Genomic DNA, 24,310 nt, shown 5'->3' with positions numbered 1-24,310 from the left:
ATCCAAACTTTTCGGCGCACTTGTACGTCCTACCTCATAGAAGACACATTTTAATACGCGCGTAACAAAAGGAGCGTCTTTATACTCATGACCATTAATGCGAATCTGGAGAAATTGGTAATTTCCTGTATAACAGAACATAAAGAACACGTTTACCGCTTGGCATACAGCTATGTGAAAAATCAGGAGGATGCGCTTGATATCGTACAGGAGGCCATCCATAAGGCTTTTGCTTCAGTGGAAACATTGAAAAGCACGGCGTCGATCAAAAGTTGGTTTTATCGAATTGTCGTGAACACCTCACTAGATTTCTTACGGAAACAGAAGAAAATGCAGGTCGTGGATGAAACGATGCTAGAAGCGATGGATCCTGGCACTGAAGATGTATATGCCAATATGGATCTGGAAAAGGCGCTCGATGAACTGCCGGCCATGTATCGGAGCGTCATCACACTTAGATATTTTGAAGATCTTAAAATCGATGAAATCGCAGAAGTTTTAAACGAAAATATTTCAACCATCAAAACTCGTATTTATCAGGCGCTGCGACTGCTCCGAATTCGAATGACCGATGATAATCTAGAGGAGGTACTCTAAGATGGATAGGAAATTAGAAGAGATGAAGCAACAATATAGGGATATCCCGATCCCAAAAGAGCTTGATTTTATTGTGACAAAAGCGATCAAACGACATACAAAAAAGAAAAGCAGTCTTAAATGGTTAACAGCAGCAGCGGCTGCGGCAGTTATTTTAGTAGCAAGCGTTAATACAAGTCCAGTTTTTGCTCATGCTTTGTCAGAGGTACCGCTGGTTGGAAACCTAATTAAAGTGCTCACCTTTAGGGAATATAAGTTTGAAGGTCAAACCTATGAAGCAAAGTTGGAAGTGCCGGCGATTACGGATATGCAGAATAAGAGCCTGGAAGAAGAGTTGAATCAGAAATACCTTGCAGAAAGTAAAAAGCTTTACAGTGATTTCATGTCCGATATGGAAAAGATGAAGGCGGAAGGCACCGGAGGGCATTTAGGCGTTAACAGCGGCTATGTGGTGAAAACCGATACAGATCGCATTTTGTCCGTTGGAAGATACGTTGTCAACACCGTGGGATCCTCCTCAACGACATTCAAATTTGATACGATTGATAAAAAGAAGGAAATCCTGATCACTCTTCCAAGCTTGTTCAAGGATGAACGTTATATCGACGTGATCAGCGAAAACATCAAGGAACAGATGAGGGATCAGATGAGTAAAGATCCGCAAAAGATTTATTGGGTCCAAGGTGCCGCGACGCAAATGAGCGAATTATTTGAGAAAATAAAAAAAGATCAAAACTTTTATTTGAATGCCAGCGGTCAGCTCGTGATTTCGTTCCAAAAGTACGAAGTCGCTCCCGGTTACATGGGCGTTCCGGAATTCATCATTCCGACAAGTGTGTTATCCGATCTATTGGTCAACAAAGACGAATATCTCCGGTAAGCCATGCCGATGTTAATCTGAGGAATAAGATCGGCTCATTTTACTAAAATTAATCCTGTATGGAAAATTCGAGCAGGGGGTTCCTTTATGCCACAACAAGAACAACAACAAGGTCAGGATGATAATAAGCAAAACATTGAACAAATTAAACAGTTTGCGCAAAAAGCGGAGCAAGCTGCTGAACAGACCTTGCAGGTAGCTCAGGAGCTTCACTCGCAGGCTACTGCGGCCGCACTTTCGGAAGCGGAGGAGGAAATTCAGCAGCTTCAAACCCAAATTAAGGATGCTCAGCAGAAATCAGCTGTGCTCAAACAGGAGCTTAACTCCCTGCAGCAGTCTGAAAATTGATGGCAAAAAAGTATTGTCTGTACATGACATGATGTGTTAAGATGTGGAAAATAAACGGAAGGGCTTCTAGGGATCCGAATCCACGCGGATGGCGAACCAAGCGAAGCCGACACGGATCAAGTCGTGTTACACCGTAAGGGATAAAAGACCTTCGGAAAGTTCCGCCTGCATAGGCGAAACGGACCGAGAGGTCTTTTTTGCTGCAGTGGATGAAAGGACGGTGGACATGGATGATATCGATACGTGCTCAGCAGTTAGGGAAATCATTTCGTATTAAGAAAAAAGAGGAAGGATTTTTGGGCAGCGTGAAAGCACTGATGAGGCCTCAATATGCGGAAAAGTCAGCCGTTGAGGGCATCACATTCTCTGCGGAGCAAGGGGAAACACTCGCCTTTCTAGGGCCGAATGGAGCAGGGAAATCAACAACGATCAAGATGTTGACGGGGATACTACATCCTTCAACCGGCGAAGCGGAAGTGCTTGGTTGTTGTCCGTGGAAAGAGCGTAACAAGCTCAGTTATCGGATTGGCTCTGTTTTCGGGCAAAAGTCTCAGTTGTGGTATCATCTGCCGCCAACCGATACCTTTGAGCTGATGAGCAGGATATATGAGTTGCGGCGAAGTGACTATATCAGGCGTCGTGACGATCTGATCGAGCGATTTGAGCTTGGCCCTTATTTGCACACGCCGGTTCGGAAGCTTTCCCTAGGCGAGCGGATGCGTTGTGAAATTGCCGCCTCCTTGCTGCACCGTCCTCAAGTGTTATTTCTAGATGAACCGACCATTGGGTTAGATGTTGTCGTGAAACAACGCATTCGAGAGCTCATTTTAGAATTAAAACGCGAAGAAGGCACCACGATCTTCCTCACCTCTCATGATGCAGGCGATATTGAGCGGCTTTGTGACAGAGCCATTGTCATTAATCATGGACGCATCGTCTTCGATGATCGCGTTCATGTGATGAAGCAGCGCTTCATGACCCATAAGACGGTACGCCTTGTACTTGAAGAGGAGCCAAGAGCGATGGAGCTCGAAGGTGTGGCTGTGATGGAAAAGACTGGAGCCAGTCTTTCTCTATCGGTTGATACGGGGGTCACCACGATTGAAGCGGCGCTGTCCCAGATCATGGCAGCCCATCGGATTGTCGACGTTACCGTAGAAGACCCGCCGATGGAGGAGATCATTACGCGCATGTACGGGGACTACGGCAAGGGAGGGAAGGAACATGAACTCCTTGAGCAAATCGGTTAAATATGCTTTTATCAGCAAAATCACACTGCGTAATCAACTTGCATACGTAGCAGATTTCCTTATCCGCTCGTTGTTCCTGCTCTTGATTCTGTATATTTTTCTTCAGTTATGGCAGACGACGTTTAAGGGTGAAGGAACAGAAACGATTGCCGGATATAGCTTTAAGCAGATTATGTGGTATCTGGTCATTACGGAGTCCATGATACTCGCTTGTCCCAGCTTATGCACACGCGTCGAGGAAGAAGTAAAAAGCGGAGATATCGTTTTTAAATTTGTTCGACCTGTTAATTTTGTCGTGTTTCACTATGTAGAATACATGAGTGAAGTTGTAGTTCGTTTTATGGTTAATGCAGTCCTTGGTACGATCTTGGGACTGACAATCATAGGTCCGCCGCATTTCGGCTATGGTTTGATGTGGCTTCCACTCATTGCACTGTGTGGCTTCACTGTCAATTTTTTGTTAAATATGGTTTTGGCGCTCTGTGCTTTCTGGGTGGAGGAGACAAGGGGGTTGGAATTCGTGTACAACAAATTTCTGTTTACCATCGGCGGGATGCTAATGCCACTGGAGATATTCCCTGACGTTCTTCAGCGAATAGGTCATTGGCTTCCATTTCAGGCTATTGTGTATCTACCGGCTAAAACAACAGTCGCTTTTGATATGTCCAACTTGGCAGGCGTGCTTGCGACGCAATTGATCTGGATGCTTGTGATTGGCATTTTCGTCTCACTTGTGTATCGGAAAGGAGTGAAAAAACTCAATGTTAACGGCGGATAGCAGCATTGAACCTATTAGTGAATTCGGTCAGCCGGGCAAGTTCAAACGCTTGCTTCGATTTGTCTGGGAGTGCTGGAAGTTGAATCTGGCAGGGGCAATGGAGTTTCGCATGAGCTTTTTCCTCACTGCCGGCATGATGATCATTAATAATGTGGTTTGGATTGTATTTTGGGGAATCTATTTTGGCCGGTTCCAAGTCTTAAATGGGTGGGAGCTTCAGGATGTGATGATGCTGTGGGCGATAGCAGCCGGAGGATTCGGTATGATGGCCACTTTCTTTGGCAATGCGATGCGGATATCGAATCTAATTGCAACAGGACAGCTGGATATTTATTTAACGCAGCCAAAACCCGTTTTACTGCATGTGCTTATAAGCAGAATGTCTGTTAGTGCCATTGGCGACGTACTCTTCGCATTCTTGATCTATATCGCGTTCGGTGATAAATCGGGGTTAGGTTTTATTAAATATGGGCTGGCGATGGTGTTATCGACGCTGATTTTTTTATTTTTCACCGTTATTGTGAACTGTCTTGCTTTTTGGTTGGGCAGCACGGAAGGGCTTAGTTTTCAATTGTTTAATGCACTCCTTACATTTACAACTTACCCAACCAGCATTTTCCGTGGTCTAGGCAAAATTGTTCTATTTACCGTACTGCCAGCAGGCTTTATAAGTTACTTGCCGATCGGATTAATACGTGAAGCGAACATACCGTTTATCTTAGGCGCCATTGGCGTGACACTTTTTCTTTGCATCGGTGGAATAAGCCTGTTTTATGGAGGCCTTCGAAGATATGCCTCCGGGAATATGATGGGACTGCGTCGTTAAAGGCATAGGATACGTTCGTGTGGCGCATGCTAGTTAGGTGGCAGCCATATTACGAAAACAAAGGAGTCAATAGTAATGTCGAGACGCCGACGTGGTCAAGAACCGAATCCGAATATGCAAAGCCAATCTTTCGGTATGATGCAACCAACATATCAGTCAACGCAACAACCGACGTATCAACCAACGCAACAACAGACGTATCAACAGATGTATCAACAAACGTATCAACCAACCAGTCAACAGACGTATCAACCAACCAGTCAACAAACTTTTATGCCGCAAGCTCGTAACGATCAAAATCAATACCAGACCTACCAGGGCGGAATGCCTGTTGCAGGTTCTTCCGGGAACATGAATGCTCCATATGGTCAGCGAAATACAGGAATCAATCATGCCGATGCACGAAATGTAGGTTTCCAAGGCGGATTTACAGGCTATGGTCCAAACGGTCAGCCCACGCAGTACGGGACTTTTATGAGAGACGGTACCCAATATGGCGCTGGTCCCCATACCATTGATCCGAATAAGGCGATAATTCAAGCCGTACATTATGGAAATGGCGGCATCAGTGCAGTCCAATTCCAAGATGGCAGAGTAGTGGATATTGCAAACGCAATTGAGATGACCGAGGCTGGATTAATTGAAGATGTGAATACGGGAAGAAATCGTGAAGGGGAAAAGACGCTAAGGTCTTACCCGGATGGAGACCCGAGCAACAATTTATCCAATTTACCGCGGTTTTAAAAGGAAGGATCAAGCAGCTTGCCTTGGCGCAAGCTGCTTTTTCATGAAAAGGAAGCATAAAAAAAGCCGCCATGAAAGCATGGCAGCTTCTGGCTCTCGAAGGAGCCATATATTAGCATTATTTGAATGCGGTTACAAATCATTTTTTAAAGCTCTCCAAATATTTGAGTACGACTCCGAGTGCGCCAAGATAATAACCAATTAGCATTAAGAAGCCTGTAGGGTCAAGGGACATCATGTTGGAAAGCATAAATAATGGGAACACATAATACAGTAAGTCTTTCAAAAAAGGAAGAAATAAAGAACTGGAGAACGAACCGGCTTTAAGGGATTTGTAGAAGTTGAATAAGAAGCTTAGGCCCATAAAACCAAGAACTGCAAACATTGCGTAGAGCATCCATCCTGTAAGTGCGAGTGTCATTTGGATTCACCTCCCCATTGGGAAGATTTACTACTGCTTTATCATATGTAGCTCGATGACAAGTCGTACTAGGACGAAGCACTCATTTTGAAAAAAAGATCGCACAATGTTAACATAAATAATATTATGTTAACAAAATTACAACTGCATATTGTTTCGGTAAATAAGCGGAGACATTCCGACGTATTTTTTGAATAATCGAGAAAAGTAAAACACATCTTTAAACCCCAAGGAATCCGCTACTTCCTTAACGGTATCGTCTGTATTTAACAAAATGTTTTTTGCTTCGGCTATTTTCAAACGGTTGATATAAGCGTTGAGCGGATAACCTGTATATTCGCTAACAACTCTGCGGAGAGTCGAAATCGAGATATGGTGGCGTTTAGCGATACTCTTCGCGTCGAAAGGCTTGAAGAGGGAGTCACCGAGATCGTCCATGATATCGATGACCTGCTGCGTTTTCGTCGTTTCGGCCGTTGCCTGAGCTTTCAACATAAATTCAAAGAGCAAGGTTTCCATCAGCAGCGCGGCGCGATCGATATTATCGGGCAAACCACTTTCCATCAGCATGAAGATGCGCTCGATCCGGTTGAGTTGTGTGGCGTCCTCATCTCCGACTTGCTTCGCTTCATCGACATTCGTCAACCAACTGCCAAGCCATTCCTCGATTCGAGTACCTTCGAAAGTGAAATAGTATTCATCCCAATAGCCGTCCTGGTCCGGACCGTAATTATAAACGACTCCTGGCCGCAAGAAGAGTAAACTACCGCTTTCCACAAGTTGTACTGGCCCATCGTTTGCTTGATAGGAGCCTTTGCCTCCGGAAAGGTAAATAAAAGCCCATTTGGAGAAGGTTGATTGATGTCGAAAGGATATACGTCCTGGCAGATGCCCAACGTTTAAAATATTTAATGATTGCAGTTTTAGCTTGCTGGATTCGATCGGCAGCGTGATGATCCGAAGCGGGTAAGGACTGATCATATAGTCCATGAATTTTGGCATTTCGTATATTCCCTCCGTCATAACTCCGTGTTATCGTTGATCAAACATGAAATTAATGATGTTAATTAATTTTATTGTATCTGAATAATACATCCATGGAAACCATGTTGTCGAATAAATTAGAAGGTAGAGACGACGATGACGATATCGCTAGCAAATCATGTAAGGTTGATGCTAGCGATTCTTATTGTTCATATGAATTAATACGGTTAATTATTAATGTCATTAATCAAATTCGGATGTGTATTCGGCATGCTTTTAGGTGTTGAAAGTGCCCTCGAGCTTTTCAAGTGCCCATATTTTTACTTTTAACTGTTTGGCAAAATGTAAAACAGGAGAGTGTTCTGGAAGGTTAATCCCAAAAGAATGAGGCAGTGTATTGATGATGATGTTAGCCTCAGCAGATTGCAACGGCCATGGCTCATGATCGATTTCTCCCCGATAAATGTTTCCGCGGCGATCCTGACAATAGAGGCAGTAACGCTCCGTCAGCCAGTATTCTAAAGTTCCGGGCATAGCTAGCCGAGTAGGGGAGGTGGGTAGGTATTCAGCTAAAAACTCACCTTGTCGAGCGCGAGGATCCTGTCGAACACTATGGTAGCGGATAGTGTCTTTTGGTAGTTCCTTAACTTCTATTTTGGTATAAAAATACGGAAGATGAAAAAAAGAGCGTGCTGTTTCAACAGCGAATTTGTTGTGGGCGTCTAGGCTGAAAAAATAAACGCCTGGTTTACCATCAATGGTTACATAGGTTCGGACATTGATTTCGGGAAAAGATGAGAAATAGGGCAACGCAGGAATGCCTCTGAATGTAACGCCTGACATATGAAAAGGAACTACGCCTAACCAAGCGGTCCCTTCAAAGGTATCGATCGGAATGTGAGCAGGGACATGTTCTCTTATTATTTTGACGGGGACAGACCAGTGAGCGAATAACAGATCGTTCCAAATTTGATGCATGATCCAGGGTTTTGCAAGATGAGGCCATGGACGACTCATAGTCGAAGCTCCTTTAATTGAAGTATTTATAACAATCATCGTATGAGTTAGCCAGCTAGTTGTAAAGGGGCTCGCCATTGTTAGCACATAAGTGGGGATTGAGGAGAAATTATGGTATAATAAAGCACAATCTGTTAAGAAAGCAGGCGACTCACACAGCATGAATGGGCAAAATCGTAAAGATGTCGTGCCGGGAATCGAAGTCAATATCGTGTTAAAGCAGGACCAGCGGAGCGGAAAACTAACGCGTGGAATTGTAAAAGACTTGCTAACGAATTCACCGACACATCCTCATGGTATAAAAGTTAGATTAACTGATGGACAAGTGGGTAGGGTTAAAGAAATTTTATCACCGGCAAGGTGAAGAGGACGCAGGGGGAGCGAGAATGGCAAAGGCGAAAGTAGCAAAAAGACCGACCCGAGATGAGTTTGTTTTGGAAGAGATCGGGAATCAATTATCCGAAGCAAAGATGGAAAACTCAGAGATCGTGCTTACGGTGTGGGGGCGTGAAGAACATGTACGCGGACTCATTACAACGATGGACTCACGCACAGGACGTGTACATATCACTACAAGCAGCGGCGAAGTAGATAAAGTTCCCTTTATGGATATTATGAAAGTCGAATACCCAAGAGATTAAAGGCTGGCGGCCAGGCACGGATTCCAACCAAGGAAAATGTGCTGAAGTGCCGTTTTTTTCTGCCAAAAAAATTGCACTAAATCTATATTTAACGCAACTTAGATTGTAACGGACGGAGAGATCTTAAGTGGGACAAGTACTGGAGTATGATGACGACTATTTAGAGCTGTTTGATACCTGGATGAAGGATCAAGGTTTCACCAAACGAACTCAGCAAGCTTATTTAGGTGATGTTCGCTTATTTCTTTCTTCCGTAGAAAAATCTTTATCCGCTATAGAAGCGATCGATATTATGCGGTTTTTGACAAGAATGCGGCAGGGTGGGGCAGGCGATGCAGCTCGTAATCGATATCTGTCATCAATACGCACTTTTTTCTCAGCCTTGATCGAGCTTCAATTGGCACACAATAATCCATCTCTCAACATTAAGAAATCGAAGGTAGAAAAAAATCACATTCCAACGTTCCTTAGTGAGCAGTTGCTGTCGGTTTTTCTACAGTCAATTGAAGGGAAATATCAAGTTCGGAATGTTGCTATGTTTCTGTTGATGAGTTACGCGGGACTGCGGGTAAGTGAGCTGCATCGACTAAATACCTCCGACTTTAACCAAACGACCAGATCACTACTGGTATATGGAAAGGGGAGGAAATGGCGGCTAATTCCATTGCCTGATGAATTGGTAAAAGTGCTGAACAAGGCGCTGACGGAGCGGTTGGAATCGCGTGGCAAGGGGGAGCAGCCTTTCTTCGTATCTCAATTTGGGCGTCGGATCAGCATTCGCATGATTCAAACGATTGCGGAGAAACATTTCGAAGAATTGAAGAAGCATTATGCTGAACTCCAAGGAAAGTCGATCTCAAGCCATAAGTTGAGGCATACGTTTGCCACCATGCAGGTTTTGGCGGGGACGGATATTCGCACTTTACAGGAATTACTGGGACATGCCAGCATCCAAACAACACAAATCTACACACATGTCGCTGATAAACAAAAGCAGGAGGCAATGAATCGGGTGACAGCGTTTATTCCGGTAGGAATGGGGATCTAACTAAGGTCATATTTTGCTCGGACGGCGCATATAAGGCAACAGAGAGTATAAAACCTTAGCAGTACAAGGTCTTGGCAGGAGGCATCCTTATGGCCATACAACCCCCTATCTTAAAAGGCGGAGACACCATTGGCATTGTTACGTTGGGAAGTCCGCTTGACGCGACCATCATTGACGAAAGAATTAGAACGCTAGAGGATATGGGTTTTAATGTCACAGTGGGGAAATATGCTTATTCTTACGATGGAATTGTTGCTGCTTCCGCTCAACAGCGCGCAGAAGATTTTATGACGATGATTTATAATCCGACCGTGAAAATGATACTTCCGACAAGGGGAGGCACAGGGGTCAGAGACATTTTACCCTATCTAGATTATCAAGCGATTAACAGAAATCCGAAGATTGTATCAGGTTACAGCGACATCACTATTTTATTAAATATACTCAATCAATTCTCAAACTTAATTACATTCCAAAGCTTGCTTTTAATTGATTTTAACGCGAACACGCCCGCGTATAGCTTTAATCAATTTTTTGCAGCTACATCGACTGTAACAAGAACGAGAGCCATTCAGAATCCACCGGGGATTCAGCTGAAAAGTTTGATTCCCGGCCATGTGCGGGGGCCGATAGTGGGGGGGAACCTCACCTCATTCGTGGGCTCGCTGGGCACACCTTATGAAATCAATACTTCGGGAAAAATTATCGTCATTGAAGAGACACATGAACCTTCGAACACGATTTATCGGTATTTGACGCAATTGATCATGGCTGGGAAATTTCGAGACTGCCAAGGTATCGTAATGGGCCAATGCACGAATTGCTCTATTTCGTACGGGACGTCATATGATGATTTGATCAACGGGTTATTGTATCCCCTAGGTAAACCGCTTATGACTAACTTAAATACGGCTCATGGTTACTACAAAGCAGCAGTTCCGATCGGTGCAGTTGCAGATCTAGATACTTACAATAACACGTTTACTGTACTTGAACCGACAGTTAAAGTGTAATAAAAATTATGCAGAGAAGAAATACGAATTGCTGCATGAAAATTTGTTTACATAATATGAATTATGTAATGTATGCATGATAACCCTGACTCCCATGCGAGACAGGGTTATTTGATATCAAGAGTAATATTTTACACTTTGTCAAGTGGGGCATCTAATATCGGAACACTTTGTATAATGTAAATCTTTTCATACGTTATATAATATAACATATATAGTAATTTTAAATGACTCTAATGTAACGCGCTGATATGGGCAAGTTGAGGAGGAGCAGGATGAATTCAGAACTTTCCCAGCAAAAGGTGGAAATATCATTGAATGGCGTTAGCATGGTGTTCGGAAAAAAGGGGAAGCAAGTAACCGTCCTACAAGACATCACGTTCGATGTGCACCGAAATGAATTCATATGCTTGCTAGGTCCAGCAGACTGCGGCAAATCAACGCTGCTGCGGTTAATGGCAGACATGCTGCAGCCGTCCAGCGGTCAAATTCTAATCGAGAAGGAGCATCCGCGAGAAGTGCGCTTGCGCAGGAAGTTTGGAATTGTCTTGCAACATCCGACATTATTTGAATGGAGAACCGTACAAGAGAATGTTGAGCTCCCGCTTGAGGTATTGGGCCAAAATCGCTCTGAATATAGAAGTAAAGTAGATCAGCTGCTTGAAACGGTTGGTCTAACGAAGTTTAAAGATTATTACCCATGGCAAGTAAGCGGCGGCATACAGCAAAGAGTCGCAATTGCACGCGCGTTATCGTTGGATCCGCCTATTTTATTTATGGATGAACCCTTCTCAGCATTGGATGATTTCACGAAGGATAAGCTGCAATTCGAACTGTTTGAAATTAAGAAAAAAATGAATAAAACGATTGTTTTCGTTACCGATAACTTATCTGAAGCTGTATTTCTATCCGATCGAATCATTGTATTAACCGCAAAGCCCGGACGCGTTCATTCCATTCATCACGTTGGACTTGGAGAGGAACGAACCTTACATACACGGGAATCGGATCAATTTCATCTGATTTCCACTGCTATACAAACCAGCTTGTTCCAGGGGCAATCTCACAAGGATGTATGAAAAAGAACAATTAACCTCTGTGCCAAGGGATGTCTTCCTCTATAATCACATAGAAATAATATAGGAGATAATTTTGCAAATGTACCAGGAGAGGAGGGCTGTTTATGCGGAGTGAAGAAATGGGTGATTTGCCATCTTACGAGGAGCTGCTGGAGAAAGACCGCAAATATGTCTGGCACCATATGTCGGCACATAACGAAAATCCTATGATTATTGCTTCCGGTGAAGGAAGTTGGGTGACGGATGTGGGGGGCAATCGTTATCTGGACGGCATGTCCGGCTTATGGTGCGTCAATGTGGGGCATGGGAGAAAGGAAATTGCTGAAGCAGCCGCGGAACAGATGATGAAACTCGCATATTCGACTATGGTGCAATCCCATATCCCGGCTATCGAGCTAGCGGCTAAAATCAATGAATGGCTGGATGGCGACTATCGAATCTTTTTCTCCAACTCGGGGTCGGATGCGAATGAAGTAGCATTCAAAGTTGCCAGGCAATACTACCATCAGAATGGCAAGCCGACGAAGCATAAGTTCATTTCACGGCATCGCGCCTATCATGGCAATTCAATGGGTGCTTTAGGGGCGACGGGGCAAGCGCAGCGCAAGCTGAAATACGAACCCCTTGGCGTCGGGTTCCAGCATGTTCCGCCGCCATACTGTTATCGCTGTCCTTTCGGTCAAACGCAAGGGAAATGCAGCTTGCAATGCGCCAAGGCTATCGAAGATGCCATCGTTTGGGAAGGTGCAGACTCCATTGCCGGCGTCATTATGGAGCCTGTAATTACGGGAGGCGGCATGATTGTTCCGCCGGACGAGTATTTGAAGACAGTTCGCCGCATATGTGATAAGTATGAGGTTTTGCTCATTGTGGATGAAGTGATATGCGGGTTTGGCCGTTCCGGCGAGAAATTCGGTCATCTCAATTATGGTGTGAGACCAGATATTGTCACGATGGCCAAAGGTATGACTAGCGCGTACTCACCGTTATCGGCGACGGCAGTTTCGGCTGAATTGTATGAATCCTTTAGAAACAATCAGGAACCGACAAGCCATTTGCGGCATATTAACACCTTTGGAGGTAATCCGGTTTCGTGTGTTGTTGCTTTGAAAAATATTGAGATCCTGGAAAGTGAAAATTTGGTGGCACGCTCATCTGAAATCGGAAACGCTTTTAAGGACGGCTTGAAGCCATTGCTGGAGCATCCGCATATTGGAGAGATCCGGATATTCGGTTCGGCACTGGGCATCGAGCTTGTTGAAGATGTGAAGACAAAGCAGCCGGCAACGGCAGAGCGCGTGATGAAAATCATAGCTGCTTGTAAGCAAAAAGGGCTATTGATCGGGAAAAACGGCGATACCGTGCCTGGCTACGCCAACATACTTACGCTAAGTCCGCCATTCTCCTCGACAGATGAGGATATAACATTTATCGTAGACACTTTACTAGCTGTGTTCGATGCCAATCAGGAGAAAGGATGAAGAATCTTGTCTACCCCACCTCGGATACAAATAAACGCTGCACGCTTGCATCAGCATATTCAAGAACTCGCACAAATTGGAAAAATCGGAGAAACAGGCGTTTGCCGGTTGGCGCTTTCTAAAGAAGATCGAGAAGGCGTGGAGCTTGTGAAAGCCTGGATGGAAGAAGCTGGAATGGAAGCGCACATCGATCCGTTTGCCAATCTCATAGGGAGATTGAAAGGAAATAATCCGGACGCCCCGGGCCTTATGCTAGGCTCACATATTGACTCGCAGCCTTATGGCGGGCGGTTCGATGGCGCAATTGGCGTATTAGGCGCGATAGAGGTTGTTCAAAGTCTGGTGGATTCAGGCATAACGCCAGAGTGCGATATCGAAGTGGTGGCGTTCTGCGATGAGGAAGGGTGCCGTTTCAATAAAGGTTTGTTCGGTGTCCGCGGTATGACAGGTAAGCTGGAAGCAAATGAGCTCGAACGGACAGATAAAAATGGCATTACCCGCCGTGAAGCATTAATGCAGTTTGGCTGCAACCCTGCTGATTTCGAGGACTATGTGTTTCAACAAGGACGAATCGGAACATTTCTGGAACTACACATCGAGCAAGGACCGATTCTCGAATCGCTGGATGCTCCAATTGGCATCGTGACGGGCATCTCAGGGCCGTTATGGCTCACGGTTGAAATGACTGGCTTCGCCGGTCATGCCGGCTCGGTGCCGATGTCGATGCGTCGTGATGCGCTTCTCGGGAGCGCCAAAATCATCGTCGCACTCAATGAGCTTGTTCAGCAGGTGCCTGGAGCTCCAACGGTAGGAACGGTGGGATCTCTTACTGTTTTTCCCGATTCCCGTAACATCATCCCGGAAAAAGTATCTTTCACGATTGACTTACGTGATATTGACTTATCGCGTCGTAATGCGCTCGAAACCGAATTATTAAGTGTCATCGAGAATGTTTCAAGGGAACATGGCCTTACCTATACCATTCGTGAGGATACGAACAGTGAGCCTCGCTATTGCGCAGGTTGGATCATGGAAAGCTTGCGCGAGGAAGCAGGTGCAATGGGAATTTCTCCGCCAGAGCTTATGAGCGGTCCCTTTCATGATTCGCTAGCAATGTCCTATGTGTGCGATTACGGGATGATTTTCGTTCGATGCCTGGAGGGAATCAGCCACAATCCAAAGGAATATGCGACTCCGGAAGATATCACATTGGGTACCGAGCTTTTGTACCGGACAGCGCGTCGCATTGCCTTGGAGAAGACGGGATCGCAGGCTTGATTAAAGCCTATACATACATGCGGAGGTGTGGCAAATGGGGACATCATTTATTTCGCTAACGGATTTGAAGCGCAATTTCGCTGAAGTTAAAGCGGGTATGAAGCCGAAAGAAGCGATCGAGGAATCGAATCGATGTTTGTTTTGTTATGATGCTCCATGCATACGCGCGTGTCCGACAGGCATTGAAACTCCTTCGTTTATCAAAAAAATTGCCTCCGGTAACCTCAAGGGAGCTGCGCGCACCATTATGGAAGCAAATCCGGTTGGTGCCACGTGCTCGAGGGTATGCCCGACGGAGGAGCTCTGCGAAGGGGCTTGCGTGCTTAATCATTCGTCCAAGCCTATTCTGATCGGACAGCTGCAGCGTTATGCGACAGACTGGGCGATGAAGAATGAGCAGCTGCTATTCAAGGCGGGAGCAGACAATGGGAAATCCGCAGCCGTCATTGGTAGCGGGCCTGCCGGCCTATCGGCAGCCCGAGAGCTTGCCCGCTTTGGATTCAAAGTGACGGTATTCGAGGCGAAGGCACAAGCGGGAGGTCTGGATACGTATGGCATCGTCTCTTTTCGCTTGCCGCAGGACATTTCACTCTGGGAAGTGGAGCAGATTCGCCAGCTAGGCGTGGACTTCCGGATGAACACGCGAGTCGGCGTGGATATAAAAGCAGAGGAGCTCCTGCAGAATTATGACGCAGTTGTACTTGCGGTTGGCATGTCGAAAGTGCCGATGCTCGGTATTGAAGGTGAAGGATTATCAGGTGTCTTTGATGCTATTGATTTCGTAGAAGCAACGAAAACCGGTTCGGATCTCGATACTAACCTGATCGGCAAGCGCGTCGCGGTTATCGGCGCGGGGAATACAGCGATTGATGCAGCAACTTGCTCGGTAAGGCTTGGCGCTGAACAAGTGCAAATCGTTTACCGGCGAACACAAGAAGAAATGACGGCATACGATTTTGAGTTTGATTTCGCCAAGCAGGATGGCGTCGAATTCAAGTGGCTTACCGCTCCGAAACGGATCATTGGCAATGAGAAAGGCAATGTTATGGCTTTAGAATGCCTGCGGATGGAGCTTATTGATGTTGAAGCTGGGCGCAGGCGGCCTGTTCCCATAGCTGGCTCTGAATTTGTCATACACATTGATGCAGTGATCAAAGCGATCGGGCAAACGCGATATGAATCTCTGATTGATCAATTTGAACTAGCTCATGTCCGCGGGACAGTGACGGTGAATCCTCAAACAGGTCAAACCTCGAATCCCAAAGTGTTTGCAGCAGGCGATGTCATTTTCGGAGAGGGACAGGGTGAGGCAATGGTTGTCTCGGCGGCACAGCAGGGGAAGCAAGCGGCTTACGCCATTTACCAACATTTGGTTAACGTACAAAATGAGTCTGCCTAATAACAGGTTAGTAATAGTTAATCACAATGGAGGGATACAGCATGGCAGATTTACGCATCAATCTAGCAGGCATTTCGTCACCAAACCCTTTTTGGTTGGCATCGGCACCTCCGACCAATACAGGCTACCAAGTCCAGCGCGCTTTCGAAGCCGGGTGGGGCGGAGCGGTATGGAAAACGCTTGGCGATCCGATTATTAATACATCCTCACGGTTTGCAGCCGTTCATTTTAATGGACAGCGCGTTGCCGGATTCAACAATATTGAATTGATAACGGACCGTCCGCTTGAGGTCAATCTAAAAGAGATTTATGATACCAAGAAGCGCTTTCCGAATCATGCGCTCGTTGTCTCCCTTATGGTCGAGCCCAAACGTGAAAAGTGGCATGAAATTGTCAAAAAGGTCGAGGCCGTCGGTGTGGACGGACTTGAACTAAACTTTGGCTGCCCGCATGGGATGGCCGAGCGCGGTATGGGCTCAGCCTCAGGGCAGCAGCCCGATCTTGTCGAGGCACAAACGATGTGGGCGAAGGAAGCGGCGAAGACGCCGGTTATCGTGAAGCTTACGCCAAATATTACGGACATCACGAGCACGGCGAAGGCGGCCGTTCGAGGCGGGGCCGATGCGATCTCTTTGATCAATACAATCAATTCGCTGGCTGGCGTCGATATCGATACGTGGAATACGATCCCTCATGTGGGCGGGAAGGGCTCTCATGGCGGCTACTGCGGCCCGGCCGTGAAGCCGATTGCCTTGCATATGGTTGCGGATTGTGCGCGAAATCCGGAGGTTGGTATTCCAATTTCCGGGATTGGCGGTATATCCAATTGGCGCGATGCCGTTGAATTTATGTTGATGGGCGCTACGGGCGTGCAAGTGTGTACAGCCGCCATGCATCATGGCTTTCGAATTGTCGAGGATATGATCGACGGCTTAAACAACTATTTGGATGAAAAAGGGCTTGCCAGCGTCACGGAGCTGATCGGGAAATCCGTTCCCCGCTATTCGGATTGGGGCAATTTGGATTTAAACTATGCCGTCGTAGCCCGAATTGACAACGACACTTGCATTAACTGCAATAAGTGTCATATCGCCTGCGAGGATACGTCCCACCAGTGTATTGAGATGCTGACCGGCGAGAATGGACAGTCATATTTACAAGTGCGTGAAGAAGATTGCGTGGGCTGCAATTTATGCGCCATTGTATGTCCGGTAGAAGGAGCGATCTCTATGGTTGAGCTTGCAGCTACCGAACCGCCGATGACCTGGAATGAAAGGCAAGAGGCAATTGCCAAGTTGTCGGAAGGTAATTCCAACAAAAAGGAGGCTGTATAACTATGGCCAAACTCATTAGGAACGGTACAATCGTGACGGCCTCAGATCAATATCAGGCGGACATACGGATTGAGAACGGAATCATCGTGCAAATTGGTCTAAATCTTGAGGTCGAAGGCGCTGATATCATCGATGCGCAGGGGCATTATGTTTTCCCAGGTGGAATTGATCCCCATACGCATCTGGAGATGCCTTTTGGCGGGACGGTCACAGCTGACGATTTCGAAACGGGGACGAAGGCAGCAGCGTTCGGAGGGACGACGACGATCATTGATTTTTGTTTGACGAATAAAGGTGTTCCACTAAGTCAGTCCGTTCAAACCTGGCATAACAAAGCGGAGGGCAAGGCTGTAATTGACTACAGTTTTCACTTAATGATCGCTGAAATCAACGATGATGTGTTGGCTGAGCTGCCCAAAATGATACACGAAGAGGGAATAACCTCGCTCAAAGTATTTATGGCCTACAAAAATGTTTTTCAAGCCGACGACGGTACGCTGTACCGTACATTACTAGAAGCCAAGCGACACGGTGCGCTCGTAATGGTTCATGCTGAAAACGGCGACGTCATTGAGTATTTGATCAAGGAAGCGCTAGAAGCGGGGAACACGGAGCCAATTTATCACGCGCTGACGCGCCCCTCCTTGATTGAAGGGGAAGCGACGGGACGTGCAGCCAAGCTTACCGCTTTGGCAAATTCGCAGCTCTATGTCGTTCATGTGACTTGTGAAGAAGCGGTTCAGCAAATTGCCGAAGCGCGAAACCAAGGAATCGATGTTTGGGGAGAAACATGTCCGCAGTATTTATTGCTGGATCAGACTTATCTAGAAAAGCCGAATTTTGAAGGGGCTAAATATGTATGGTCGCCTCCTTTGCGTCCTCAGGTTCATCAAGATGCGCTGTGGACGGCTCTTAAAAACGGACAGCTACAGACTTTAGGCTCCGACCACTGTTCCTTTAACTTCAAAGGTCAGAAGGAATTGGGGCTAGGTGATTTTAGCAAAATTCCGAATGGCGGCCCTTGCATTGAAGATCGATTCTCTATTCTTTTCTCGGAAGGCGTCCTGAAGGGGCGAATTACGTTAAATCAGTTCGTAGATATCGTGTCTACCCGTAGCGCCAAATTGTTTGGTTTGTTTCCTAAAAAAGGAACGATTGCAGTAGGCTGCGATGCGGATATCGTTATTTTTGATCCACAGGCAACTCGCGTCATTTCTGCGGAAACACATCATATGAATGTTGATTACAATCCGTTTGAAGGGATTGTAATTACCGGCGAGCCAGTCACCGTGCTGTCAAGGGGTGAGTTCGTGATCCGGGATAAACAATTCGTTGGTGCACCGGGCAGTGGTCGTTTTGTGAAGCGGAATACGTACCCATCCTCTTCCGTTCAAGTAAACTCAAAGCAATCTGCCGCAGATCAAAGGGGGGCGACGCATGTCTGAACATGCACAATTTATGCTAGAGAAGCAAAAGTTGGATGGTTTTGTCGCTCAGAAGTTCAACATTGTTGGAGTGAAGGAAGACTTGAGCGGCGCGTGGCTTCAACTCGAGCACCCCGGCGGTGAAACGGCTACCTTGCATCTGACGACAGCAAATGCGAGGAAGTATTATGCCACGCTGCTCATAAAGCAGGGGCAAGAGCAAAACTAGCCGATGGCACCATGCAAGTATTCATAGCCGTGAAGCGCCAGCTCGATGGCCATCCTTTTATCTGAGCGCATGAAATCTTCGCCTAAGAGCCGTGTTATTTTATCCAGACGATGATATAAAGTTTGCCTCACGATAAACAATTCTTTGGCTGTTTCCTGTTTGGATCCGCTTAAGGCTAAGTACATTTTCAATGTCTTCAAAAGCTGGCCGTTTTTCTCAATGTCATATGTGACTAAGCTCCCGAGGTATTCGTCAATAAAAGCAGCTAGCCGTCCGCTTTGCTTCATAGTGAGCATGATTTTGTTGACATGCAGCTCGTGATAGAAGGGCATCTCCCGTATCCCGCTATCTTTCTGAATCTCAATCGTATCCAAGGCGGTTTCATAGCTTTCCTTAAGGAGCGAGGGATCACGTATGATTGTGCCAATTCCCCAAATAGGGGGATAATGACCCGATTCATGAATGACCTCCGTCTTCCTTAAGCGCTGGATGGCCTTTAAAATACGATCTTGAATTGGCACAGATCCCAACTGATCGAGCAGGACGAATACGATATGAGAATCGTAAAAAGCAGGAACTGAATAGAAGCCTTCACCTTCGAAAATGGAGCGAGCTAACATTTGTGTTTGTCGGAGATGTGTTTCATGATCGTTCACGCCTTGCAAGGCAGAAGTGTTGTCAAACACACATGCGACGGCTCGGTCGAGCTTAATGGCTGGTTTTAGGGCAAGCATATAGTCTCGGATATCTTGATGCGTATGCTTTCCGCTGAGCCAGCCGGTTACCCAAAGATCTTGCTTGTACCGTTTTTTCTCTTCCATGTAGGCGGTACGCATCATTTCTTGCGCAATGGCGGTTGCAAATCGGTCCAAGGCAAGAATTTGGAATTCGCTTAATTCCTGTTCTCCGTATAAAAGCAGGTCAGCAAACAGGCGCTCTAACGCTAAGATGGGGCGATGTGCAAGCTTGCTTTTCCTATCAGGCTGGCGAAAGATTTCTCCGAATATCCATTTCTCATAAAAGGCGTCTGCTTCTGCCTTCGGCATTTCCGGGATAAATCGAGCTTCCTCTCCGAATGGGAAAAAGGCGACTTGCACTTGCGTTGTTTGTTGTAGAAGCTTTAAGAGCGGTTGTAAACCTCTCCCGGAAAGGAGCAGTTGATTCAATTGCTTGGAGAGGGCTTCCAGCTCAGACACCATGTTGTAATGCTGATGAATGAAGTAAGCATGCAAATCTTGAGTGATATCAATATAACGGACTTGTTCATGAAAAAAGATGAGTGGAAAATGTTCGCGCAAGGCAAGCTCTTTCATCCGTTCGAGGGGATGCTTCGTATACGTCCCCAGCTCAATACAGAGTCCGGATGCGCCGCTATTGATTAATTGTTGGAGGAAGGATAGGCTTAGTTCTTCATTATTATACCAGCCAATCCCCGTGTTGAGGATCAGTTCATTGCCATTCAATAAATCACCCACCTGAGGCACTTCCATAATATGAACCCAACGAACTGTGCGGTTTAAGGCTTCTTCAGTGGCGATCGCTTCGGCGTTTTGAAACAAAGGGCGCTGCAAAATGTCTCTCACGGTTAATAGCAATAGTGTCTGAACCATTTCCATCCACCGCCTTTGTGTTAAAGAAGTTCACATAAGAGCTCGATATGGTAATTTTTATTTATTATACAATGTGTCCATGAACTTGTGGAGAAATTTTGTTAACAGCACAAGGTGAGCTCGGCTGAAGTGGATGTTAATGAACATAAAAAGGAAAGGGCCGCGAGAGATTGCGGTTTTTTTTTGGTTGTTGTTTAGTATGAAAACGTGCGTTGTCGGTTGTAGCTCAATTTAGTATGATTGAATGTACGATTGGCAGAGGAGGACAATACTTAACGATATGAATGATTAATGTCATTAATAATCGCTGGAGGACCCTACATAATGAAAGCAAAACAAAAGAAAAATAACACGATGGGACAGTATGCGGAGCTGTTAAGCCGGTATTTGTTTCCTCAGAAAGGCACACTCGCTTTATTAGCGCTGCTCTTATTCGCTTCTATTGGTTTGCAGCTGATTAATCCGCAGATTATTCGCTATTTTATCGATCAGGCGCAAGCCGGGAGCGCAATGCAGCCGTTGATCACAGCAGCGATCTTATTCATTGGGTTCTCGCTAGTACAGCAGCTTGTCTCAGTCATTGCCACTTATTACAGTGAGAATGTCGGTTGGAAAACGACGAATAAGCTGCGCGTTGATTTGGCGGCGCACTGCTTGTCGCTCGATATGTCCTTTCATAAATCGCACACGTCGGGCTCACTCATTGAGCGTGTTGATGGCGATGTGAATGCTCTGGCCAATTTCTTCTCCAGTATGATTATTCATCTATTCGGTAATCTGCTGCTAATGGCAGGCATTATTGTTCTATTATTCCGGGAGAATTGGATCATTGGCGTAGGGATGGCTTTTTTCGTTGTTTTTGCCGTTTTTATGATCCAATGGATCCGTAAGTTCGCTGTCCCTGTCTGGGCGGGCTGGCGGCAGGCGAATGCAGAGTTTTACGGTTTTATCGGAGAGCATTTGGAAGGAACGGAAGATATTCGCGCCAATGGTGCGGTAGGTTTCGTCATGAATCGCTTCTATACCATGCTTAGAAAAATGCTGCCGCTCCGGGTTAAAGCGTTTCTTGGCTTTTGCGCGATGTGGAATATGTCGATTTTCGTTTTTGCGCTGGGCAATGCCCTAGCATTTGGAATCAGTGCATATCTGTGGTATAGCCAGAACATTTCGCTCGGTACGGTGTATTTAATTTTCTTTTACACGGAATTGCTGGCAAAGCCGATTGAGAAAATTCGTACGCAGATGGAAGATTTGCAGAAAGCAGACGCTAGTATTTCGCGTATTCGCGAACTTTTCGCCACACAATCCCAGATTAAGGATGGGCCTGGCGCGACGCTGCCGAAAGGGCCGCTTAGCGTTGAATTCCGCGATGTGACGTTTAGTTACGATGGGGATCAACCTACGCTTAATGGCGTAGAGCTAAGCTTGAAGCCAGGAGAGGTCCTAGGTTTACTTGGCCGAACTGGTAGCGGAAAATCTACGATGGCGAGGCTTTTGCTGCGGTTCTATGATCCGCAAAGCGGGACGATCGCGCTCGGAGGAACAGATATCCGCAGCTGCAAGCTTGCGGAGCTTCGCAAACGTGTAGCACTGGTGACACAAAATATTGAGATAATGCAGGGAACCATTCGCGATAACTTGACCTTCTACGATGATGCGATCACGGATACAGAAATCGTAGATGTTATAACTGAGCTTGGACTTGGCTCTTGGTATGAGTCAATGCCGGAAGGTTTGGATACGGTGCTGGCTTCCGGAGGAGGCAGCTTGTCGGCAGGCGAAGCTCAATTGCTAGCGTTCGCTAGGGTGTTTTTAACAAAACCCGATCTCGTCATTATGGATGAAGCCTCTTCGCGGCTTGACCCGCTGACCGAGCAGCGGATTGAGAAAGCGGTCTCCAAGCTGCTGACGGATCGATCCTGCATCATGATTGCACACCGGTTAGCTACGGTGCAGCGGGCGGATCACATCCTTATTTTGGATAACGGACATGTGATGGAAACAGGGAGAAGAGAACAGCTGGCCGCAGATCCAAATTCTAGATTCAGCCAATTACTTGCTACTGGACTTGAGGAGGTATTGGTATGAGTACGTTCCAATATTTGTGGCGGCTTATTATGTACCGTCCTTTGCGTTATTTTGTTAATGCACTTGCATGGACGGTTATTTATTTGGCACCGATCTTGCCTGGTTTAATTACGAAACAGTTTTTTGATTCCTTGACGGGGAATTCCAGCCTGGGCTATGGGGTGTGGGGATTAATCGCACTGCTCATCGCTGCCGCATTAGGGAGAATTTGCCTCATCATCATCGGATTTATTACGGATGTTCATTTCCGGTTCCGAATGGGGATGCTGCTGCGAAGAAACTTGCTTGAGCATGTCCTAAAACAACCTGGAGCACAAGCCATTCCGGTCTCGCCTGGGGAAGCCATCAGCCATTTCCGCGATGATGTGGATCAATCCGAAGAGGCGGCAAGCTGGTCTGTCGATGTGTTTGGCTTGACTTGTTTTGCAATCGTATCCGGGTTTATTTTGATTCGCATTGATGCTCAGATGACGCTGCTCGTTTTTCTGCCGATTGTGCTTGTCATTACGGCTGCACAGCTAGCGACGGTTCGTTTACAAAAGTATCGCGCTGCAAGCAGAGAAGCAACCTCCAGAGTAACGGGGGAAATCAGCGAAATGTTCGGCAATGTGCAGGCCATCCAAGTGGCTGGAGCGGAGAAACGCGTAATTGATCGATTCCGCAGTTTTGGCGATGACCGCAGGAAAGCGATGCTGAAGGATCGTTTAATGACGGAACTGCTTGATTCGGTATTTTCCAACTCCGTCAACTTGGGAACCGGACTCATTCTATTGCTGGCAGGTACGAAAATGAGAGCCGGCGCGTTTACCGTCGGGGACTTCGCGCTTTTCGTCTACTATTTGACTTTTGTCACGCAATTTATTACGAATGTCGGTAAATTTATTACGTATTTTAAGCAAATGAGCGTATCGTTGGAGCGGTTAACATTCCTGTTGCAGGGAGCTTCGGCCAAGGTTTTAACAATGGTTAATTCGCTGCACTTGACGCAGAAAGCTTCTAAACGAAGTGTTGGCGAGCAAAATGAGAGTGTGGCGCAAAAGAGTGGTGCAGAGCAGACCGAGCGTGCAACGATAGGCAGTGAGGCTGCGCTGCGGCGGCTTGATGTGAATGGGCTGAGCTATGCCTATGCGGATTCGGGCAGAGGCATCTCCAACATTCACTTCAGCTTGCAGAGAGGATCGTTCACCGTCGTAACGGGAACGATCGGTTCTGGAAAGACCACGCTTGTTCGCTCACTCCTTGGGCTGCTGCCCAAAGAGGAGGGAACGATCGCGTGGAACGGAGTGCCCGTCGAAGATCCGGGCACGTTCTTTACTCCGCCGCGGAGCGCTTACACCGCGCAGGTGCCGCGGTTGTACAGCGATACGCTGCGCAACAATATTTTGCTCGGGCAAGCGGAGCAAAGCGATAGCTTGCAGCAGGCGCTGCACGCGGCGGTGCTGGAGTACGACGTCGCGCAGCTGCCCGGCGGGCTGGACACCGTCATTGGCCCGCGCGGGGTGAAACTCTCCGGCGGCCAGGCGCAGCGGACGGCGGCAGCGCGCATGCTCGTGCGCGACGCCGAGCTATACGTTTTTGACGACCTGTCGAGCGCGCTCGACGTGGAGACGGAACAGAAGCTCTGGGAGCGGATGTTCCAGCGTCGAAGCGATGCGACCTGCTTGGTCGTCTCGCACCGCAAAACGGCGCTGACCCGGGCGGATCACATCATTGTGATGAAGGATGGTCGCATCGAAGCCGAGGGTACGTCAGAGGAGCTGCTGCAGCAAAGCGCGACGTTCCGTGAACTTTGGTACGGCGATGAGCGGCAGTCGGAGTAATTGTCGAAGAGGGAGCCATTA

Annotated in this window: 24 protein-coding genes; 20 read left to right on the top strand and 4 right to left on the bottom strand. The window is 46.7% G+C overall.

Going from position 1 to position 24,310, the window contains the following annotated elements:
- Nucleotides 1-87 precede the first annotated feature (87 nt).
- From J2Z65_RS00985 to J2Z65_RS00955, 7 genes are all read left to right on the top strand, one after another.
- Complete coding sequence (locus J2Z65_RS00985) at nucleotides 88-597, top strand: RNA polymerase sigma factor SigV (RefSeq protein ID WP_167056398.1); 510 nt, start codon at nucleotides 88-90, stop codon at nucleotides 595-597.
- Nucleotide 598: 1 nt separating this feature from the next.
- Nucleotides 599-1,477, top strand: coding sequence for an anti-sigma-V factor RsiV (gene rsiV, locus J2Z65_RS00980; RefSeq protein ID WP_167056401.1), 879 nt, complete (start codon nucleotides 599-601; stop codon nucleotides 1,475-1,477).
- 87 nt (nucleotides 1,478-1,564) lie between these two features.
- Nucleotides 1,565-1,825: a hypothetical protein gene (locus J2Z65_RS00975; protein ID WP_167056403.1), complete on the top strand. Its 261-nt coding sequence runs from the start codon at nucleotides 1,565-1,567 to the stop codon at nucleotides 1,823-1,825.
- 230 nt (nucleotides 1,826-2,055) lie between these two features.
- Nucleotides 2,056-3,075 carry an ABC transporter ATP-binding protein gene (locus J2Z65_RS00970; RefSeq protein WP_167056406.1) on the top strand — a complete coding sequence of 340 codons (1,020 nt, stop codon included), beginning with the start codon at nucleotides 2,056-2,058 and terminating at the stop codon, nucleotides 3,073-3,075.
- Nucleotides 3,050-3,853: an ABC transporter permease gene (locus J2Z65_RS00965; RefSeq protein WP_167056409.1), complete on the top strand. Its 804-nt coding sequence runs from the start codon at nucleotides 3,050-3,052 to the stop codon at nucleotides 3,851-3,853. The genes J2Z65_RS00970 and J2Z65_RS00965 overlap by 26 nt, the downstream gene beginning before the upstream one ends.
- The gene (locus tag J2Z65_RS00960; protein ID WP_167056412.1) at nucleotides 3,837-4,679 is read left to right on the top strand and encodes an ABC transporter permease; all 843 of its coding nucleotides are present in this window, start codon (nucleotides 3,837-3,839) and stop codon (nucleotides 4,677-4,679) included. The genes J2Z65_RS00965 and J2Z65_RS00960 overlap by 17 nt, the downstream gene beginning before the upstream one ends.
- A gap of 75 nt (nucleotides 4,680-4,754) precedes the next feature.
- Nucleotides 4,755-5,423, top strand: a complete 669-nt coding sequence (locus tag J2Z65_RS00955; protein ID WP_167056415.1) for a DUF3892 domain-containing protein — start codon at nucleotides 4,755-4,757, stop codon at nucleotides 5,421-5,423.
- 139 nt (nucleotides 5,424-5,562) lie between these two features.
- Here the strand turns inward: J2Z65_RS00955 and J2Z65_RS00950 are convergent, their stop codons facing one another.
- The 3 genes from J2Z65_RS00950 to J2Z65_RS00940 form a co-directional block, all read right to left on the bottom strand.
- Entirely contained in the window at nucleotides 5,563-5,844 is a 282-nt protein-coding gene (locus J2Z65_RS00950; protein ID WP_167056418.1) for a hypothetical protein, read from the bottom strand.
- A gap of 138 nt (nucleotides 5,845-5,982) precedes the next feature.
- A complete protein-coding gene (locus J2Z65_RS00945) occupies nucleotides 5,983-6,846 on the bottom strand; it encodes an AraC family transcriptional regulator (protein ID WP_167056421.1) in 864 nt (287 codons plus the stop codon).
- Between the two features lie 258 nt (nucleotides 6,847-7,104).
- A complete protein-coding gene (locus J2Z65_RS00940) occupies nucleotides 7,105-7,845 on the bottom strand; it encodes a YqjF family protein (RefSeq protein ID WP_167056424.1) in 741 nt (246 codons plus the stop codon).
- Between the two features lie 160 nt (nucleotides 7,846-8,005).
- On the opposite strand from J2Z65_RS00940, the gene J2Z65_RS00935 reads away from it, so the two are divergent.
- The 11 genes from J2Z65_RS00935 to J2Z65_RS00885 all read left to right on the top strand — a co-directional run bounded on the left by J2Z65_RS00935 (nucleotide 8,006) and on the right by J2Z65_RS00885 (nucleotide 18,771).
- Entirely contained in the window at nucleotides 8,006-8,209 is a 204-nt protein-coding gene (locus tag J2Z65_RS00935) for a YwbE family protein (RefSeq protein ID WP_167056426.1), read from the top strand.
- 22 nt (nucleotides 8,210-8,231) lie between these two features.
- A complete protein-coding gene (locus J2Z65_RS00930) occupies nucleotides 8,232-8,486 on the top strand; it encodes a YolD-like family protein (RefSeq protein ID WP_167056429.1) in 255 nt (84 codons plus the stop codon).
- A gap of 127 nt (nucleotides 8,487-8,613) precedes the next feature.
- Nucleotides 8,614-9,534: a tyrosine-type recombinase/integrase gene (locus J2Z65_RS00925; RefSeq protein ID WP_338111647.1), complete on the top strand. Its 921-nt coding sequence runs from the start codon at nucleotides 8,614-8,616 to the stop codon at nucleotides 9,532-9,534.
- An 89-nt stretch (nucleotides 9,535-9,623) separates the two neighbouring features.
- The gene (locus J2Z65_RS00920) at nucleotides 9,624-10,547 is read left to right on the top strand and encodes a S66 peptidase family protein (protein WP_167056431.1); all 924 of its coding nucleotides are present in this window, start codon (nucleotides 9,624-9,626) and stop codon (nucleotides 10,545-10,547) included.
- Nucleotides 10,548-10,822: 275 nt separating this feature from the next.
- Entirely contained in the window at nucleotides 10,823-11,626 is an 804-nt protein-coding gene (locus J2Z65_RS00915; RefSeq protein WP_167056434.1) for an ABC transporter ATP-binding protein, read from the top strand.
- A gap of 104 nt (nucleotides 11,627-11,730) precedes the next feature.
- Nucleotides 11,731-13,107, top strand: coding sequence for an aspartate aminotransferase family protein (locus J2Z65_RS00910; protein WP_240159629.1), 1,377 nt, complete (start codon nucleotides 11,731-11,733; stop codon nucleotides 13,105-13,107).
- Nucleotides 13,108-13,110: 3 nt separating this feature from the next.
- Nucleotides 13,111-14,385 carry a M20 family metallo-hydrolase gene (locus J2Z65_RS00905; RefSeq protein WP_420850808.1) on the top strand — a complete coding sequence of 425 codons (1,275 nt, stop codon included), beginning with the start codon at nucleotides 13,111-13,113 and terminating at the stop codon, nucleotides 14,383-14,385.
- A gap of 34 nt (nucleotides 14,386-14,419) precedes the next feature.
- On the top strand, nucleotides 14,420-15,784 hold the full coding sequence (locus tag J2Z65_RS00900) for an NAD(P)-dependent oxidoreductase (protein ID WP_167056441.1): 1,365 nt from the start codon (nucleotides 14,420-14,422) through the stop codon (nucleotides 15,782-15,784).
- 41 nt (nucleotides 15,785-15,825) lie between these two features.
- Complete coding sequence (gene preA / locus J2Z65_RS00895) at nucleotides 15,826-17,118, top strand: NAD-dependent dihydropyrimidine dehydrogenase subunit PreA (protein ID WP_167056444.1); 1,293 nt, start codon at nucleotides 15,826-15,828, stop codon at nucleotides 17,116-17,118.
- A 2-nt stretch (nucleotides 17,119-17,120) separates the two neighbouring features.
- A complete protein-coding gene (gene hydA / locus J2Z65_RS00890) occupies nucleotides 17,121-18,563 on the top strand; it encodes a dihydropyrimidinase (protein ID WP_167056447.1) in 1,443 nt (480 codons plus the stop codon).
- Nucleotides 18,556-18,771 (top strand): hypothetical protein, encoded by a 216-nt coding sequence (locus J2Z65_RS00885; RefSeq protein ID WP_167056450.1) that lies wholly within the window; start codon nucleotides 18,556-18,558, stop codon nucleotides 18,769-18,771. The genes hydA and J2Z65_RS00885 overlap by 8 nt, the downstream gene beginning before the upstream one ends.
- Here J2Z65_RS00885 and J2Z65_RS00880 read toward each other — a convergent pair.
- Nucleotides 18,768-20,381: a PucR family transcriptional regulator gene (locus J2Z65_RS00880; RefSeq protein ID WP_167056452.1), complete on the bottom strand. Its 1,614-nt coding sequence runs from the start codon at nucleotides 20,379-20,381 to the stop codon at nucleotides 18,768-18,770. The genes J2Z65_RS00885 and J2Z65_RS00880 overlap by 4 nt on opposite strands.
- Before the next feature lie 324 nt (nucleotides 20,382-20,705).
- Here J2Z65_RS00880 and J2Z65_RS00875 point away from each other — a divergent pair, with 324 nt between their 5' ends.
- Together J2Z65_RS00875 and J2Z65_RS00870 are read left to right on the top strand one after the other, a co-directional pair.
- On the top strand, nucleotides 20,706-22,469 hold the full coding sequence (locus tag J2Z65_RS00875; protein ID WP_209855645.1) for an ABC transporter ATP-binding protein: 1,764 nt from the start codon (nucleotides 20,706-20,708) through the stop codon (nucleotides 22,467-22,469).
- Entirely contained in the window at nucleotides 22,466-24,289 is a 1,824-nt protein-coding gene (locus tag J2Z65_RS00870; RefSeq protein ID WP_167056458.1) for an ABC transporter ATP-binding protein, read from the top strand. The genes J2Z65_RS00875 and J2Z65_RS00870 overlap by 4 nt, the downstream gene beginning before the upstream one ends.
- Nucleotides 24,290-24,310: the final 21 nt, after the last annotated feature.

It is taken from the genome of Paenibacillus aceris (assembly GCF_017874035.1).
GTDB classification, from domain to species: domain Bacteria; phylum Bacillota; class Bacilli; order Paenibacillales; family NBRC-103111; genus Paenibacillus_E; species Paenibacillus_E aceris.
Note: the sequence above shows the minus strand (reverse complement) of the source record. Positions and strands in the feature narration are given on the sequence as shown.